At 42.2% G+C, this 16,551-nt stretch carries 16 protein-coding genes; 7 read left to right on the plus strand and 9 right to left on the minus strand.

What is annotated here, in order from left to right; all coding sequences use genetic code 11:
- Positions 1-100: 100 nt before the first annotated feature.
- The 3 genes from recJ to MsAm2_RS07070 all read left to right on the plus strand — a co-directional run bounded on the left by recJ (position 101) and on the right by MsAm2_RS07070 (position 3,383).
- Complete coding sequence (recJ, locus tag MsAm2_RS07060) at positions 101-1,492, plus strand: RecJ family nuclease (protein WP_338097546.1); 1,392 nt, start codon at positions 101-103, stop codon at positions 1,490-1,492.
- A 5-nt stretch (positions 1,493-1,497) separates the two neighbouring features.
- A complete protein-coding gene (locus tag MsAm2_RS07065) occupies positions 1,498-1,755 on the plus strand; it encodes a KEOPS complex subunit Pcc1 (protein ID WP_338097547.1) in 258 nt (85 codons plus the stop codon).
- A gap of 122 nt (positions 1,756-1,877) precedes the next feature.
- A complete protein-coding gene (locus MsAm2_RS07070) occupies positions 1,878-3,383 on the plus strand; it encodes a serine--tRNA ligase (protein WP_338097548.1) in 1,506 nt (501 codons plus the stop codon).
- Positions 3,384-3,738: 355 nt separating this feature from the next.
- On the opposite strand, the gene MsAm2_RS07075 is transcribed toward MsAm2_RS07070, so the two are convergent.
- The gene (locus MsAm2_RS07075) at positions 3,739-4,461 is read right to left on the minus strand and encodes an MIP/aquaporin family protein (RefSeq protein WP_338097549.1); all 723 of its coding nucleotides are present in this window, start codon (positions 4,459-4,461) and stop codon (positions 3,739-3,741) included.
- A gap of 537 nt (positions 4,462-4,998) precedes the next feature.
- Between MsAm2_RS07075 and MsAm2_RS07080 the strand changes: the two genes are divergently transcribed.
- Both MsAm2_RS07080 and cls read left to right on the plus strand, forming a co-directional pair.
- Positions 4,999-6,072, plus strand: coding sequence for a formate--phosphoribosylaminoimidazolecarboxamide ligase (locus MsAm2_RS07080; protein WP_338097550.1), 1,074 nt, complete (start codon positions 4,999-5,001; stop codon positions 6,070-6,072).
- 482 nt (positions 6,073-6,554) lie between these two features.
- Entirely contained in the window at positions 6,555-8,045 is a 1,491-nt protein-coding gene (cls, locus tag MsAm2_RS07085) for a cardiolipin synthase (RefSeq protein ID WP_338097551.1), read from the plus strand.
- A 341-nt stretch (positions 8,046-8,386) separates the two neighbouring features.
- On the opposite strand, the gene MsAm2_RS07090 is transcribed toward cls, so the two are convergent.
- Complete coding sequence (locus MsAm2_RS07090; protein WP_338097552.1) at positions 8,387-8,710, minus strand: hypothetical protein; 324 nt, start codon at positions 8,708-8,710, stop codon at positions 8,387-8,389.
- A gap of 237 nt (positions 8,711-8,947) precedes the next feature.
- On the opposite strand from MsAm2_RS07090, the gene MsAm2_RS07095 reads away from it, so the two are divergent.
- Positions 8,948-10,054 carry a presenilin family intramembrane aspartyl protease PSH gene (locus tag MsAm2_RS07095; protein ID WP_338097553.1) on the plus strand — a complete coding sequence of 369 codons (1,107 nt, stop codon included), beginning with the start codon at positions 8,948-8,950 and terminating at the stop codon, positions 10,052-10,054.
- 50 nt (positions 10,055-10,104) lie between these two features.
- Here the strand turns inward: MsAm2_RS07095 and MsAm2_RS07100 are convergent, their stop codons facing one another.
- The 3 genes from MsAm2_RS07100 to MsAm2_RS07110 all read right to left on the minus strand — a co-directional run bounded on the left by MsAm2_RS07100 (position 10,105) and on the right by MsAm2_RS07110 (position 12,556).
- Positions 10,105-10,545 carry a hypothetical protein gene (locus MsAm2_RS07100; RefSeq protein ID WP_338097554.1) on the minus strand — a complete coding sequence of 147 codons (441 nt, stop codon included), beginning with the start codon at positions 10,543-10,545 and terminating at the stop codon, positions 10,105-10,107.
- Positions 10,546-10,617: 72 nt separating this feature from the next.
- Positions 10,618-11,778, minus strand: coding sequence for a matrixin family metalloprotease (locus MsAm2_RS07105; protein ID WP_338097555.1), 1,161 nt, complete (start codon positions 11,776-11,778; stop codon positions 10,618-10,620).
- Between the two features lie 391 nt (positions 11,779-12,169).
- Entirely contained in the window at positions 12,170-12,556 is a 387-nt protein-coding gene (locus MsAm2_RS07110; RefSeq protein ID WP_338097556.1) for a translation initiation factor IF-5A, read from the minus strand.
- 152 nt (positions 12,557-12,708) lie between these two features.
- Here MsAm2_RS07110 and MsAm2_RS07115 point away from each other — a divergent pair, with 152 nt between their 5' ends.
- The gene (locus MsAm2_RS07115) at positions 12,709-12,843 is read left to right on the plus strand and encodes a hypothetical protein (RefSeq protein WP_338097557.1); all 135 of its coding nucleotides are present in this window, start codon (positions 12,709-12,711) and stop codon (positions 12,841-12,843) included.
- Between the two features lie 83 nt (positions 12,844-12,926).
- On the opposite strand, the gene MsAm2_RS07120 is transcribed toward MsAm2_RS07115, so the two are convergent.
- Genes MsAm2_RS07120 through MsAm2_RS07135 form a run of 4 tightly spaced genes read right to left on the minus strand, consistent with a single transcriptional unit; the run spans position 12,927 to position 16,425 of the window.
- Positions 12,927-13,865: a methanogenesis marker 7 protein gene (locus MsAm2_RS07120; protein WP_338097558.1), complete on the minus strand. Its 939-nt coding sequence runs from the start codon at positions 13,863-13,865 to the stop codon at positions 12,927-12,929.
- A 3-nt stretch (positions 13,866-13,868) separates the two neighbouring features.
- Complete coding sequence (locus tag MsAm2_RS07125; protein ID WP_338097559.1) at positions 13,869-14,588, minus strand: methanogenesis marker 17 protein; 720 nt, start codon at positions 14,586-14,588, stop codon at positions 13,869-13,871.
- Positions 14,589-14,594: 6 nt separating this feature from the next.
- Positions 14,595-15,956 (minus strand): methanogenesis marker 15 protein, encoded by a 1,362-nt coding sequence (locus tag MsAm2_RS07130; protein ID WP_338097560.1) that lies wholly within the window; start codon positions 15,954-15,956, stop codon positions 14,595-14,597.
- A complete protein-coding gene (locus MsAm2_RS07135) occupies positions 15,949-16,425 on the minus strand; it encodes a methanogenesis marker 5 protein (RefSeq protein ID WP_338097561.1) in 477 nt (158 codons plus the stop codon). Before MsAm2_RS07135 ends, MsAm2_RS07130 begins: the two co-directional genes overlap by 8 nt.
- Between the last annotated feature and the right edge of the window lie 126 nt (positions 16,426-16,551).

A 16,551-nucleotide genomic window follows, 5' to 3' on the forward strand; every position in this document is an offset into this window, starting at 1 on the left:
TGTTTTTTTGCTTTGCCATATTTACTCCCGACAGTGTAAATATTTTACAATCCATAATCATTAATAAAATAAGGCATAACTGATGAGAAAAGGAGATATTATGAACAGTGCCGCATCTTTAATCGAAAAATCAACAGGCGCCACGGATGAAAAAATTCAAAAGTTGCAAGACCTGGCCAAACAGGCGGCGGAACTGATTCAAAAACATTCTTTTGTTTACCTTTTTACGCACAACGATGCCGACGGACTCACCAGCGCTGCCATTATGATTCAGGCATTGACGCGGGCACGCATTTCCTACCAACATTTTGTCGTTGCCAAACTGGACAACGGCATTGTTTTTGGATTTAAGCAGAACTTGAAAAAAGACGCGCTTTTGATTTTTTGTGACATCGGAAGCGGCCAATCCCGGGCACTTGAAATTTTGTCAGAAACAAATCCGATTCTGGTTTTGGACCACCACGTTCCCTCCGGAAAATCGCCCGCAAAAATCGTCGTAAGTCCCATGGAAGTCGGACTTGAGGGCGCCAATATGATTTCGGGCGCCGGTGTGACGTATTTGACCGCCAAAGCCATGAATCCCATTAATGTGGATTTGTCAACGCTGGCCGTCGCCGGAATGATTGGAGACCGCCAACTGATGATTTCCGCCAACGCTCTTATTTTGCAGGACGCAAAAGAAGGCGGCTATTTAACGGTCCGAAACGGCTTAAAAGTCGGAAACGGATCTTTGTTTGACATATTTATGACGACAACTGAGCCTTATTTAGATATGACGGGAAACCCTGAAAAAATCAAATCGTTTTTGTCCGGCTTTTCATTTTCGGATAAAACCATCGAAGAGTTGACGGACGCGGAAATGAAAAAACTAACGGACGCAATCCTTTCCGAAATATCGGCGCATGGCAGCCCGGACGCGGTGGAAGCGGCCGCCGGAGAAATATATTATTTAAAAAACAGGCTGATTGAAAATGTTTTTGATTTTGCCGGCATTTTAGGCAGCTGCGGAAAAGACGAGGAGTTTGACATCGCCGTCGCGCTTTGTTTTGGAGATGCGGCTGTTCTTGAAAAAGCAAAAGAAATTCATTTCAAAAACCAAGAATATTTAATCAAAAGTTTGAATGAAGCCATCCCGCAAGTGCGAAGTTTGGACAACATTTCCTATATTCACGGAAAAGATTTGCAATCCGCCGGAGAAATTTCCACGACATACATTCGCTATATTAATCCCGAAAAACCATTTGTTTGTCTCAATGAGAATGATGACATCATTAAAATTTCAGCCCGCGGAACTCGGGATTTAATTCAAAAAGGACTGGATTTCTCAACCGCTGTCAAAACGGCGGCGGAGTTTGCCGGCGGGAGCGGCGGCGGGCATAATATTGCGTCGGGCGGAGCCATTCCGCTGGGGACCGGAATGTTCTTTTTGAAAAAATTAGACGAACTGGTCGGTCTTCAGATGAACAGAAAATTAATTAAAAATTCGAAGTGATTTTTTTGCCTTCCATCAAAATTTCAGGAACAATCCGCTTCATCGAGGAAACAGATGATGAAAAAAGAGAAAATCTTTCCCAAAAAGTCATGAATTCTTTAGCCCCTGACAATTTTTTGGGAATGACCACCGTAATGGAAGAGGAGTATGCCGAAATCCACTTAAAATCCGAAAAGATCGGATCGGTTTTGGCAACGGCAGACGACCTGCTTATGAACGCGGACGGGGCGGTTCGCGTTAAAAAGTCCTCCCGGAAACAATAAATAACTTTTAATTTTCTTTTTTAATTTCATCCCAAACTTTAATTAAAGGGAAATGCTTTTTTCTGACTCATTTATAATTCATTTATAATTTTACATTCATTATGAAAACCAGGTGTTTTTTCATGGAATTTTATCTCAAATGTTCTTTAAAAACAAGCGCGAATCCGGCAGCGGCAAAAGCTGCTGTTGAAACAATTATGAACCAAGCCGAAACCGGACTTTTGGCAAAAGGAGCGCCGGCCGGTGAAGGCGCCAAAATCAAATCCTGGTCACTCGATGACAACCGGATTCATATCGAACTGACTTCCGGAAAACATGTCCGGGTTCATGACGCCTTGATGCGCCTTAAAAAATCCATTTCTGAAGCCTTGGGAAAAGAAAAAATCGGTGTCCGGGGCGTGGAAGTTGAAAAATTCACAATTGTCGTATCGTCCGCCCATGATTTGAAAAACAAAACCATTCCGTATGTCAAATCCGTTTTCTTTGACGAAATCCAAAAAATCCTTTGCTTGGAATTGGACGTTGGGGAAGCCGAGATGAAAAACCAGGTTCCGGACCGTATTTTGACATTGATTGAAGATAAATTGGAACAAGGCGACTATGGCGCAAAAGCCGAGCACTGGAATTTGCTTTGGGAAAGTGAAGACCGTCCGTTTTCTTATACGGCTGACCCAACCGAAGACATGCTTAAACTCGGCTGGCTCAAACGCGGCTCCGGACGCGGACAATGGATTCACGGACCGGTTTCCACCAAATTGTTCCGGACATTTGAAAAAATCGTCGTGGACGAGATTTTAAATCCGCTCGGCTACAATGAAATGATTTTCCCCAAGATGGTTATGTGGGATATTTGGAAGCATTCCGGTCATGCCAAAGGGATTTACCCGGAAATTTATTACGTCTGTCCGCCCAAAACCCGAGACCCGGCTTACTGGGAAGATGTGATGGACTACTACAAGGTCACCAAAGAAGTTCCGGTCGAATTGATTAAAACAAAAATCGGCGACCCGATCGGTGGCATGTGTTACGCGCAGTGTCCGCCCTGTTGGGGATTTTTCCAAGGAGAAACAATCTCAAAAGACAGTCTCCCAATTGCTGTTTTTGACCGTTCCGGAACGTCACACCGCTACGAAAGCGGCGGCATTCATGGAATCGAACGGGTGGATGAATTCCACCGGATTGAATTGGTGTGGATCGGAACCAAAGAGCAAGTGGTTGAAACAACGCAAAAGTTGCACGAACGCTACATGCATATTTTTAATGACATCTTGGATTTAAAATGGAGAAAAGCCTGGGTGACGCCTTGGTTCATGGCCCAGGAAGGAATCGCAGGCATCGCCGCCGACGAAGTCACCGGAACAACCGACTACGAAGCACCGCTTCCGTACCGTGGAAAAGATGGGGAGTGGCTGGAATTCCAAAACGTCAGCATCAATGGCGACAAATATCCGAGCGGCTTTAATGTGAAATGCCAAACCGGCGAACAGCTTTGGAGCGGTTGCTCCGGCGTTGGTTTGGAGCGGTGGACCGCCACCTTTTTGGCGCAGCATGGACTGGACCCCGACAACTGGCCGGCGGAATTTAAGAAACGATTTGGAGAAATGCCGAAAATTGTGAAATTCCTGTAAAAAAAATCGCTCCCTTTCGATTGTGAATTTTTCAAAGGGCGGGGGGACGAAACATAACTACGGGCGCTTCGCGGGAATTTCTCGCTGCGCTCGAAATTTATTTTTTGATTTACTTTTTTCATATTTCTATCTTTTTTTTCAATTTTTCGCTGCGCGAAATTTAGGCTCGCAACACTTGCAAGGACTGTTTGCGCGAAAAGGCGTACGCGCGCGTTATGGCAACACATTCGTTTAAAAATCGAAAACCTGACAGCTGTTCTTTAAAATAAAAATGAACAGACGGCTGCTTTTTTTAAAAAAATAGAAAAACCCGCAAATGTTGCAGGTTTTTAAAAAAACATTCAAAAAATCGAATTTAGGTTTTCTTGGATTTGGCTTTTGCTTCCGGCTGAGACTGAATCATTTTAAATCCGCGGAAAACCAATGCAGCCAAGGCGCCGCCAATGAGCGGGGCGACAATAAAAACCCAAACTTGCTGAAGAGCGACACCGCCGATGAAAATTGCGGGGGCAAGACTTCTGGCCGGGTTTACGGAGGTTCCGGTAAGCGGAATTCCCATGATGTGCACAAAGACCAAGACAAGACCGATAACAATTCCGGCAACAGCCCCGTATTTTTCGCTTTCGGTCACACCCAGAATCGTGAAGACGAACACGAAAGTTAAAATGATTTCAACGACAAGCGCGCCGACCATATTGAGGCCGACGGCGGATGCGGCATCAAAACCGTTTTGTCCAAGACCGGTGGCATGAAATCCGCCAAGGTCGGCGGAATTAATGAGGAAAGCTAAAACGGCAATTCCGGCAATGGCTCCCAACACTTGGAACACGAGGTAGGCGGCAAAATCTTTTACGGAAATGCGCTTGTCAATCAACATGGCGATGGAAACAGCCGGGTTAATGTGGCATCCGGAGATTCCGCCGATGACATAAGCCATTGCAACAATTGAAAGACCAAAAGCCATCGCAATGCCCAAGGTTCCAAGGGTGGAGCCGGCAATTGCCGCGCTTCCGCAACCGAAAAGAACCAAAACAGCCGTTCCGATGAATTCGGCAAGATATTTTTTCACATCCGACATTAATAATTCTCCAATTATTTTATAAAATCTTTTGAATTGAAATAAAATAACATAATAATTTTTAAAAATATTACAAATAGTCGTTAGAATATTACAAATAGTCCGTTAGAATATTACAAATAATATATAATTGGTTCATGAGATTTATTTTTTAGAAATAAGCTTCTTGTACCGCTTTTTAAAGAGGCAAATGGAGTATATATAACTTTCACTCCCCTCTGAAAATTTAAAACTAAAAAGATTTTGCAATAATTTTAAGTTATATTTTGTAAATATTATATATATCAACTCATTATTGACTATATATATAAATAATTTTATGATTTTTTTTAAAAAATTTGCTTCCATTTTGTGTTCACTATTTTTAACACCCGATTCATTTTATTCATCAATCGTCCGATTTTTTGATTTTTTTTCAAAAAACTTGAGAGTAAAAAAGGATTTTAATCTTTTTTCCGCCTCTTTTTTTAAAATTTCAAAAAAATAGACTTAAATATGATAACTTCTTTTAGATTCAAAAGTTCAGGACTTATTTTTATGGTAGTTACAAAAGAACACATTTCCAATATTGTCAAGTCATACGATCTTGAAAATATTACAATCGCAACGATTTGTTCCCACTCCAGCCTTCAAATTTTCGATGGCGCTCGAAAGGAAGGCTTTAAAACTCTCGGGATTTGCCTTCGGGAACCGCCGAAATATTACGATGCCTTCCCGCTTGGAAAACCGGACGAATTTCTCATTTTAAAAAGATATGATGAACTTTTGGATCACATTGAAGAACTCAAAGCCAAAAACGTCATCATCATCCCGCACGGATCCTTTGTTGCCTATATGGGACCGGACACATTTGTCAAAATGGACCTCCCCACCTTCGGAAACCGGTTGGTTCTCGAATGGGAATCCGTCCGCAAAAAAGAAAGACAATGGCTCGTCGGCGCCGGTATTCACATGCCGGACGTCATTGAAGACCCGCACGACATCGATGGTCCGGTCATGGTGAAATATGACGGCGCCCACGGCGGAAAAGGATTTTTCATCGCCAAAACCTATGAAGACTTTATGGAACACGTGGACTTAACCAAAACCTACACCATCCAAAGATTCATTGTCGGAACCCGGTATTACATTCACTATTTCTATTCCCCGGTGAAGGAAACCGGTTACACCCTCAGCAAAGGCAGCCTGGAAATGCTCAGCATGGACCGCCGCGTCGAATCCAACGCCGATGAAATTTTCCGTCTCGGCTCCCCCAAAGAACTCTTAGAAGCCGGCATCATTCCAACGTATGTGGTGACCGGAAATACGCCGCTTGTCGCCCGCGAATCGCTCCTTCCGTTGATTTTTGAGCTCGGTGCTCGTGTGGTCGAAGAATCCATCAAACTTTTCGGCGGCATGATCGGATCTTTCTGTTTGGAAACAGTCTTTACCGACGACTTGGAAATTAAAGTTTTTGAAATTTCCGCACGAATCGTTGCCGGAACCAACCTTTATGTTTCAGGCTCGCCCTACTCCGATTTATTGGAAGAAAACATGTCCACCGGACGAAGAATTGCCCGCGAGATTAAAAACGCCAAGAATATGGATAAATTGGACGACATTTTATCGTAAAAAAAATTCGCTCCCTTTCGGGACCGAATTTTTCAAAGGGCAGGGGGACAACTCATAACTTACGGGCGCTTCATGGGAATTTCTCGCTGCGCTCGAAAGTTATTTTTTGGCTTTTTTGACTATTTTTTCCCATATCCTCTGTTTTTCACTTTTATTTTATTTCTGTTTTTTATTTTTCCGCTGTGCGAAAACTTACGACACTTGCTGAGGATTTGGAGCGGCGGCATGCGCGCGTTACGGCACCCGTCATTTAAAATCGGAAAAATCCAAGGGATGATTTCTTTTAATCGGAAAAATCCGATGGATGATTTTCTAAAATCGGGAATTAAAGACAGATAAAAATGCCGCCTTAGATTTCATCGAATGTGTTTGATATATAATTATATATAATTTAGTTCTTTATTATTTTTCAGATTTATTTTAATTTTAATTTTATAACAAGGAACGTTATTTTTTTTGGATCCGAAATTTGGTGTTTCATCATGTTTACAATAATTGATTTATGGGCCGGAGCAATGACCGGAGCCTTCTCTTATTGGATTATCATTGCGATTTTGGCGGTCAATTTCGTCTTTATCATGACCCTGATTTTTATGGAGCGGGCAGACCCGCGCAGTACTGTGTCGTGGATTATCATTTTAGTCTTGGTGCCGATTCTTGGATTTATTGTCTATTTGTTTATCGGGCAGACCTTTTACCGGAACAAACAATTCCAACTGAAAAAGAAAGACGATGACCGGCTCCTTTTAGCAAAAGAAAAGGTTATTGAACTTCTCCGGACTCGGGAAAAGGAGGATATGCCGGCGGAGGAGCGAGAAATTTACCGGGTCGGCGAATCATTGATGAATGCCGGCGGCTCTTTTTTTACGGAAAACAATGACGTTGAACTCTTTACGGAAGGAGAGAAAAAGTTTGAGCGCATGTTTGATGACTTGCGCCGTGCGAAAAATTTCATTCACATTGAATACTACATTATCCGAAATGACCTGCTGTCTTATGAATTCATGGACATTTTGATTGACAAAGTCAAAGAAGGTGTGAAAGTCCGGCTGATGATTGACGCGGTCGGAAACAACAAAGGTCCCAAGAAAAAAATTATGGAATTTAAGAAAGCCGGCGGAGAATTCGCAACGTTTCACAAAACAGTCACCGTTCTTCTCAGTCCGAAGAAAAATAACCGCAACCATCGAAAAATCGCCGTCATCGATGGAAAAATAGGATACGTCGGCGGATTTAACATCGGGGATGAATACCTTGGAAAAGGGCCGCTCGGCTATTGGCGCGATTCAGCCGTCCGGGTGGAAGGAATCGGGGTCTACACCATGAATCTTCGGTTTATGATGGACTGGGACTACGCCACAAAAAAGATGCTTTCCGCGGATGAAAAATATTATCCGGAAATGGAACAAAACCCGGCTTGGACCCAAAAATTCCAGCTCATTTCCGGCGGCCCGGACACGCAAAGAAATCCGATTCAGACGGAATACTTAAAATTAATCAACATTGCCAAAAAATCCATTTACATTCATACACCTTACTTGATTCCGGACACAACCATTCGAGACGCTTTGATTTTGGCCGGTTTTTCCGGCGTGGATGTTCGAATCATTATGCCGGACAAGCCTGACCATCCGTTTGTTTATTGGGCAGGACTTGCCTTTGCCGGACAATTGATTAAAGACGGCTCCGTTCGTGTTTATAATTACAACCGCGGATTTGTTCATTCCAAAACAATGGTCGTCGACGGCAAATATTGTTCCGTCGGATCCGCGAATTTGGATGAGCGCAGCCTGAAATTGAATTTTGAGACAAACGGTGTGGTTTATTCCGACGAGATCGGAAAAGAAATGATGGACGCCTTTATGGAAGATTTAAGCTACTCGTCCGAATACACGGAAGAAATGTATGACCACCGCAGCCTTTGGGTTCGGATAAAAATGGGTGTTTCAAGGCTTGCCGCCGGTTTGTTGTAAAAATCCCCCCATTTTGAAATTTTTCAAAAGGGAGAGGACGTTTGGTTCTAATGTTCACGATTGAGATCCTTTTTTTGGTCTTTCAAAATTACCAAAATAAAAAAGAACGGGGAAATGCTTTTGGATATGCCATCCAAAAAAACATTTCCCGCTTTTTGTGATTTTTATGAATCGATTGCCGTAACGCGTATATGACCGCCGCAAACCATCCATCAAAATACGATGATTTGATCAAATGGTTTGGTCAATAAATCGATCAATGGTTTGGTCAATAAATCGATCAATGGTTTGGTCAATAAATCGATCAATGGTTTGGTCAATAAATCGATCAACGATTCAAATTACATGAAGCGCTTTTTGTTGATTTCGGCAACCGCGCGTTCCACATTTTCATTCAAGCGGGCAATGTTGTTCTCCAAATCCGCTTCGACTGTCATGATACTGACCCGGATGGATTTGTCCCGGGCTTCCATGCGTCCTTCCAATTCTTTGAAGCGGGTGTTGATGGACAAAATCATCAGCGAGAGAATTCCGATGACAATTAAAAGGCAAAGAATGATCACCCAGTTAAACGGGTTGTAAACGAATCTTTGGAACCAGGCGTATGCCATAACAAGTGTGGCGACTTCAATTAAAATGAAAGCAATAATGTCTTTTGTTTCCATATTGTTTCCTCAAATGTTCTTCTTTTGAAAAATTGTGTGTGACGAATGAAAAAATGGATATTTGTGTGACAAAACCATCCAAACGATTTTGAAAAAGATTGTGACAAAATCAAATTCAAACAGCTGTAACGTTATTTGAATTCAATAATAATATACAACACAAAATAATGAATAAATCCCGCGAAACTATATAAATATTGACTCTGTATTTGATTTAACATTTGCGGAGTTTTTCACGTGGAACAAAAACAATCTTCCGATTCTCTTTTAGAGCGGCTCAAAGAAATCATGCCGATGATATTCATGGGACTTTTGATTTTGACCGTTCAGCTTGGCTCTCTTTGGCTGTCGTCGCGGGAATACATAACAGAGCAGCCGGTTTTTGAAAATCCGGAAAGTATCGGAAACGCGATTTATTACATTTTGGTTTTGCTGATTTTTTCCGCCATTGTTGTTTTTGCCGTCAAGAAAAACAAGTCCGGATTTATTCGAGGCGTTGTTTACCTCTCGATTACGGTGACTTTTTTTTATGTCATCAATTCCATCCTGTCCGAATTTGTGCCGCCGGAAGGAATTTTCCTGCTTTTGTCCGGAATTTTAGCGGTTCTGCTGTCCGTTGTTTTGTACAAGCATCCGGAATGGTATGTGATTGATCTCGCCGGCCTTGTGATTTCAATCGGTGCCTGCGCGATTATCGGCGTTTCTTTGTCTATTTTGCCGATTTTTATTCTCCTGCTGGCACTTCTCATTTATGATTTTATTTCCGTTTACAAAACCAAACACATGCTCACGCTGGCCAGTGGCATGATGAATCTCAAACTTCCGATTCTGTTCGTCATTCCAAAGCACTTGAATTATTCTTACATCGATGACGATTTTTTAAAAGAAATCGATGGGGAAAGTAACGAAAAAAGTGAAAAGAAAGCCGATAAAGAAAGTGATTCAACAGATATCGAAAAAATGAATTTTGATGAAACGGCTTCAGAAAAAACAGGTTCTGAGAAGACAGATTCCAAAAAAATAGATTCTGAGAAGATAGATTCAGAAAAAACAGATGCGGATAAAAAAGAGCGAGGCGCTTTATTTATGGGTCTTGGCGATGCCGTCATTCCAACGCTGCTGGTCGTTTCCGCCAATTATTTTATTCCACACACCGGTTTTATTTCAACACCCGCGCTTTTGACAATGATTGGGACGTTTGCGGGTTTTGCGGGTCTTATGTATGCGGTCTCCAAAGGAAAGCCGCAAGCAGGGCTTCCTTTTTTAAACACGGGGGCCATGGCCGGATTTTTAATCGGGGCGGTTGTGTCCGGAATTTCTCTGATGAGTTTTTTGCCGATTTGATAAATTGAACTTTTGCCGTTTTAATAAATTGAATTTTAGTTCCGATTTTGTTAATAGGTTTTGAACGTCAAAACAAATTCAAGCAACAAAATGACAAAAACACAGGCGGCATAAATTAATTTTTGAACTTGGTCATTTCCTTTTTTGGCGGCGAAATATCCCGAAAAACCCCAGACAACAGAGAAAAGAAGTGTTTTTGGAGCGAAAAGAAAATCCAATCCACCTGCAAAATTCGAATCAATCATTGAAGAAATAATAAAATCAAATATTTCCATTGCTGGAAGAAGTAAAAATCCGAAGAGGAATGATTTGATTGAATTTTTTGAAAAAAAACCGAAAACAATCGGCGCAAAATACATGAACAAAAAGAGAACAACTCCAAAAATTCCGGAAAAGTAGCCGATTCCGAGAATAAGCAAGACTAAAAACACATAGGATAAAACAAATAGAATGTTGTTGGCTTTTTCATTTTGATTCAATAAACGAGTCATACTATCCACTCGAATAAATTAAAAAAATAAGAGTTTATAATATAAGTTATAAACTCTCGAAGTTATGCATATTTATATGTATTGTTCTCGCTCTACCCAGTCTACTTTCTCTCCATATGAGTTAACAATAGTATCATTGTCAAGTACAAGCAATTCCCCTTGAACAGGATAAGCGAAATAAAATTCCGATTTTGATACTTTTGTATTTTCAATGTCTTTATATAAATAGAGAATCACATCATCATTTTTTTGATAGTTGATTGAATCTAGATTTATTCTAATTGTATTGTCTACCGCTCCCCCGATCTGTCTAAAAATAACAGTTTTATTTTCAGTTTTTCCCTTGTAAATCTCATTTATTTCAATGACAACATCATGATAAATTTCATATTTTTGTGATTCTTCCCCATATTTATCTGAAGGAGCAAAACCATCATCTGTATTCCAATAGGCCGGCAGAACGTTGATTACTTTTCCCCTCACGATCAAATCAGCATTATTTGCCAAGTCTTCTTTAGAGATTGGTTGATATGTAAATGTAATTACCACAATATCATCAAAATTTTCAAGATTCTTATCATTTAGAGTACTGCCATAAGATTTATTAAATTCATGATTTAAATTCAATTCTAAGGTTGAATCTAATCCAATTGATTTTAGAGCACTACGGACCCCATAAATATACTTAACTCCGTTTTTATCATCATTACCTAAAGTTCTTTGGGTCCAAAATGGTGGTGGTGTCATCATAATTGATCCAATTGCATATGATTCATTTAACCCCAATGTATGACCAAACTCATGGAGAGTAACTGTTTCCACATCATTTTCAAAAAATTGTATTAAACCAGGATTTGTTGTCCAATTTCCAGATGAATTTAAAGTAATAGCACATCTATCGAATTGAGACCGATTAGAGGCATTTAACCATCGAAGTGTTACAGCTGCTATGCCGGGATATTGTTGTGTTGATTCAAAAGCAACGGTAATATTTGCATTAGACGCACTTGATGTGTTATAATAAGAAAAATTTGCACCCGCTTGATTCCATGTAGAAGAGGCATTTCCCATTGCGGTTTTGTATTGTGAAGGTACTGATGATTTATAATAAATTGATGCTCTATGATCGGACCATTTGCAACCAAAGGGGACGTACCCAAAAACTGATGGTGTTAACAAACAGACAATAAGTATCAAACAGAACGAAATTTTTAAGACAGATTTTAATTTCATAATATTTTCTCCATATCTTTATATATTTTTAAATTAAAGATCGGAGCGAATTCTATGGCAACTACCTTGAATTCGCTCACAAAAAACATTGAATTTTGATAGTATCAATATCAAAATTCAATGGTGAGGTTTCGTCTTTTTTAACGAAAATATTCACAAAACAAAATTAATTATAATGTATAAATAACTATGGTTTTGTTGAATTTATTAATATAATTATGAATAAAAAATACATATGAATTGAATTTTTTATCTATGTTTTAAAAAAAGTCGATAAAAAAAGGCGCATTCCAGCGCCTTTTCTTTTTTAATTAAAGAGGTAAAAATATTCAATTTAAAAACAAAAATTAAAATAAAATTAAAATAAATTTAAAAAATCAATCCATTGAAATTAAACACGGATATCGATTTTAGTTTTCTCAAGAGCGGACAAATACTGAACTTCTTCGCCTTCCTTGACTTTTCCTTGGTATTCTTCCGGAATCGGAATTTCAAAGGTGGTGAAATCGGCAAGGTCCATCAGTTGGGCCATGGTGCCGGAAATGGAAAGCACTTGAGCGCTTTTTCTCTCGACAATCGGAATGTAAACTTTGGACGAAACCGAACTCACAATGGAACGTTTTTGATTGTCAAAAACACCAATCGCGTCAATTCTCGCTTTGGCAGCGCCGTGTTTTCCGGGCTTCGATTTCGCAATGCTTTTGATAATACATGCTTCATCGTCAATGATAACATATCGTCCTTCTTTTAATTCCTTCACTTCAACTTGCTCTTTCATTTAGGATTCCTCTCAAATATACAATAGGATGCGTGATAATTGAAAAATAATAATTCAAATCTCATTTCAAAAAAGTGATTTTTGTATCGCGAAAATGATAAAAATGATAATTTTGAAATTTAATTACCTTAAAACAGAAGAAGGAGTATATAATGCTTATTCTGAAAGGTAAAATGAAAAATGCGGCAAACGGTCATATTTTTGGAAATAAAAACGGTCTGCCAGCCTTTTTGAAAAATAAATCTAAAAATTACCGCCATAACGCGCGCCGCCGCCGCCAAAAATAGAAAAAAATAAATGAAATAGAAAGAAAATAAATGAAATAGAAAGAAAATAAATGAAAATAAAAAAAAAGTTGAGATTTGATTTTTCAAATCTCAAACCCGACTTCCGATTTTGGTTTTATTTGAACCAAAATGTAGTCGTTTAGTTTTGATTTTGTGATGTCCGCGATATCGGAAAGCTTAGGTCCCTCGTCAAATTCCACATTTTCCACTTTCTCATGGAACAAATCATATGGCAATTTGACCCGGATGCCCGTTAATTTCAGAGATAGCGGGGCCGGCGCCAAACTGCGCGTAATTTCCGGAACCTGGTTTTCAATTTCCTTCATCGCCCGGGCAGGAAGCACAGCCGGCGGGTCTTTCGCAATGATGTCGCGCAATTTATCGGTGAGTTCCGACACCTTTTCATTTAAAACATCCAGAGAACTGATTTCATCCGCCCCGCGCCAGCGGTGGGAAGAACGTCCCAAATGCCCGACATACAAATCCGCGCCGTCAATTTCTTCCGTTTCAATATCTCCGGGACCGCCTGTTGCGACAATCGGAACCTCAATGCCCTCAAACAAACGGATTTTGTAATTCATAATGCAATCCCGAAACGATCCGAGACAAAAAACCGCTAAGTCGTGCTCGTTAATCAGCCGCCGCTCATAATCATCATTAAGCGACACACGTTTCCCCATCCCGCGGGCGAGTCCGATCATGGTGGTTTTCGCACCCGGATGACGCAGATATTCCGCAATGTCACACGCCGAGTGCGGCAAGTGGTGAGAAGCAAGCGTCGGGGACACAACAGCAATTTCCACACCGGTGAGCGGTGATTTAGTAAGTGTTCCAAGCAAGCTTTTGGCCAGCGCCTCCAAAAGCGGCACATCCTCGCGTGGAACCATCATGTCCATCGTGACTTCCGCGACCGACACGATTTTGCTGACCAAATAACCGCCGACGTCCTCTAAAAGCTCAATTACAAGACCATGCTTGTAAACGCCGCCGTTAAAAACATAAGGCTCAAAAACAGTTGCCATTCTTTATTCCTCCGACCGTCCCGGACGGTATTTGTAGGGTTTTTTCACATCACTTTCATTGCCGTTTGGCTTCTTATCCAAATCCGCCCGGATTCCATCCTCAGCGTCCGCCCCGATTTTCATGGTTTTGAGTTCCGCAACCATCGCAACCCCCCGGTCCAGCCATTCTTTTTCCAAAATGTCTTCCGACGCGACAAACATAAAGGCGTTGTTTTCAAACGTATGATACCGCACCCGAAAACCTTCCGGAACGGACCGGATGGAAAACTCAATCATGTTGGCATGCAAACTTTGAGAGGGGTTGGCAATAATTTCGTTTTGAATTTTTCCGGCACTTTCCACCGGATCATCAACGGTGACCAAAATTGTCCAGCGATCCGTCTGATTCACATTTGCCGGTGTAAACTGTTTCCACAAAAACCGCGTAAGCTCCGGCATGTATTTTTCCCGCTCAATCGTCAGGCGCACAAATCCTTTCCCGCCTTCGTAGACGGTATCCACTTGGGCGGCATCCGATACCCGGATTGGAATTTCAATATCCCGCAAAAGCGCCGCCAGAATAAACAGCGCCTTTTTGGGAACAACTTCCACATGAATGCGACCGATAGCGGACGCAAGCCTTAAATCCGACATCACATCGGCGACAACGTCCTTATACACCTGCGCTTCGCTGGGAATTTCCGAGTCCACGACAAAATATTCCAGCGGCTCCATGACAACCATGACGGCTCAATCCTCCACAAATCCGGATGACAAAAGCGCCGCGCCGACGGCGCCGATATATTGAGAGTTTTTCGGAACCACGACTTTGACGTTAAGCAAATTTCCAAGTTCTCGCGGCACACCTTTAATGAGAGAGGAGCCGCCCACCAAAATAACCGGCTCGCGCACATCCACTTCTTGAAGCTGCTGCTGGAAAATCTGCTCGACGACGCTGCGGCAGGCGGCGGCAGCAACGTCTTTAGGAAGCGAGCCTTTCGCAAGCGAATTGACCAGCGACTGCGTTCCAAAAACAATACAGTAACTGTTCATGTTCACTTTCGCTTGGTCGCCCTGCATTGCCAAGTCACCCAGTTCCGTAATGTCGACATTCAGACGCTTGGCAACGGTTTCAAAGAACCGGCCGGATGCGCCCGCGCAAATGCCACCCATCGTAAACATGCCGGGAATTCCGTCTTCGACCGAAATCGCTTTGTTGTCCATTCCACCAATATCAATGACGGTTGCCGGACCTTTTTGACAGTCCGCCAGATAAACCGCCCCTTTGGAGTTGACCGTGATTTCTTCCTGAACCAAATCCGCATGAAATCCTTCCCCGACCAAATACCGGCCGTAGCCGGTCGTCCCAAGTGCTTGCACGTCTTCCCGCCGAATTCCGGCCATCGTCAACGCAGCGGAATAAGCCGCTTCGGCGCTGGCCAAAACTTCATTGGTCGGCACCCAGCCAAATCCGACAATTTGATTGTCCTTCATTACCACCGCTTTCGTGGTCGTCGAGCCGGAATCAATGCCGGCCGTAATTCCATGCTGTGTCTCCCGGGCCAGTAAATGACGGCGTTTGGCCACGGTGGTCAGCGCCTCAAACCGGGTATACAGCGTGGCCGCATCCGTCTGCTCCGTAAAAGAGTAACTGATGACCGGAATGTTGGAATTTTTGTGAATATAGCGCCGCACCTCATTTCGAACAATCGCTGCTTCCGCGCACCTGAAACACGTGGTCACGAAAACACCATCGGCCGTAGTTTCCCCCCGAACGACCGCTTGCGCGCGCGCCATCATCAGCCGAAGGTCGCCGCTGGCCGCTTCAATTCCAAAATCCTTGCCGATCGTATCCAAGCTTGCGATATTAATTTCCGGATAAATAAACTCGGCGTTGACTTTCGCCGCCGCCGCCTCAAACGCCGCCTGAACGCCGCCGTATTCGGTTCCGCAGGATACAAGCGCGATTTTGACTTTAGCTTCCTTTTTTTCTTTTTTCGGAGCCGGCGGAACGGTTTCCGGACCTTTTTCAAAATTTTTCGGCGGCTCGGAATCCAAACACAATTTTTCCTCGCCGGCATTGGCCAATTTCAACGGAATTTTTTCACTCATTTGGGGCCCCCCCCATGTTTTCGCCGGCCGGAAGCGTCTTTAAAAAGTCCAAAATCACGTACACGAATTCATGCATCTGCTCTTCGTTTTCCGGATATTTGATTTCCAAAATTTTTTCTTTCCCCACAAGCGTCCGCACTTGGTACTTGGAGAGTTCATTGGTCCGGTTGCAGCCGGAACAACCGAAATCCGCGGGCGCGCCTTCGACAATGATGGCAGCCTGTGCTTTTTCCGCAAGCGGACCCAAAAGCGCCATACGTCCTCGAACTCCAGCCGGAACCTCAATCGCCGCGTATTTTAAGCCAGCTTTGGGGTCTTCCGCCGTAATATTCAGAGGCGGAGAATCCACACTCAACTTTGTCACTTTCTCCCGAACTTGGTTCATGATGACCAGCGGCTCATGGCCGGCACGGGTGACCAAATCCGCCAAAATAAAACTGTTGGTCGGATACACGAAAACTTTTACCAAAACTTCCACCTCATATCGAAAAATTTATTTTTTGATTTTGTTCATTTGTATAATTGATTGATAAAACATAAAACGAATTGAAAAAAACAAATTGCAAACGGTTTGAAAACCGAATTGAAAGCCGGA

The sequence above is a fragment of the Methanolapillus ohkumae genome, from assembly GCF_032594355.1.
Lineage (GTDB): Archaea > Halobacteriota > Methanosarcinia > Methanosarcinales > Methanosarcinaceae > Methanolapillus > Methanolapillus ohkumae.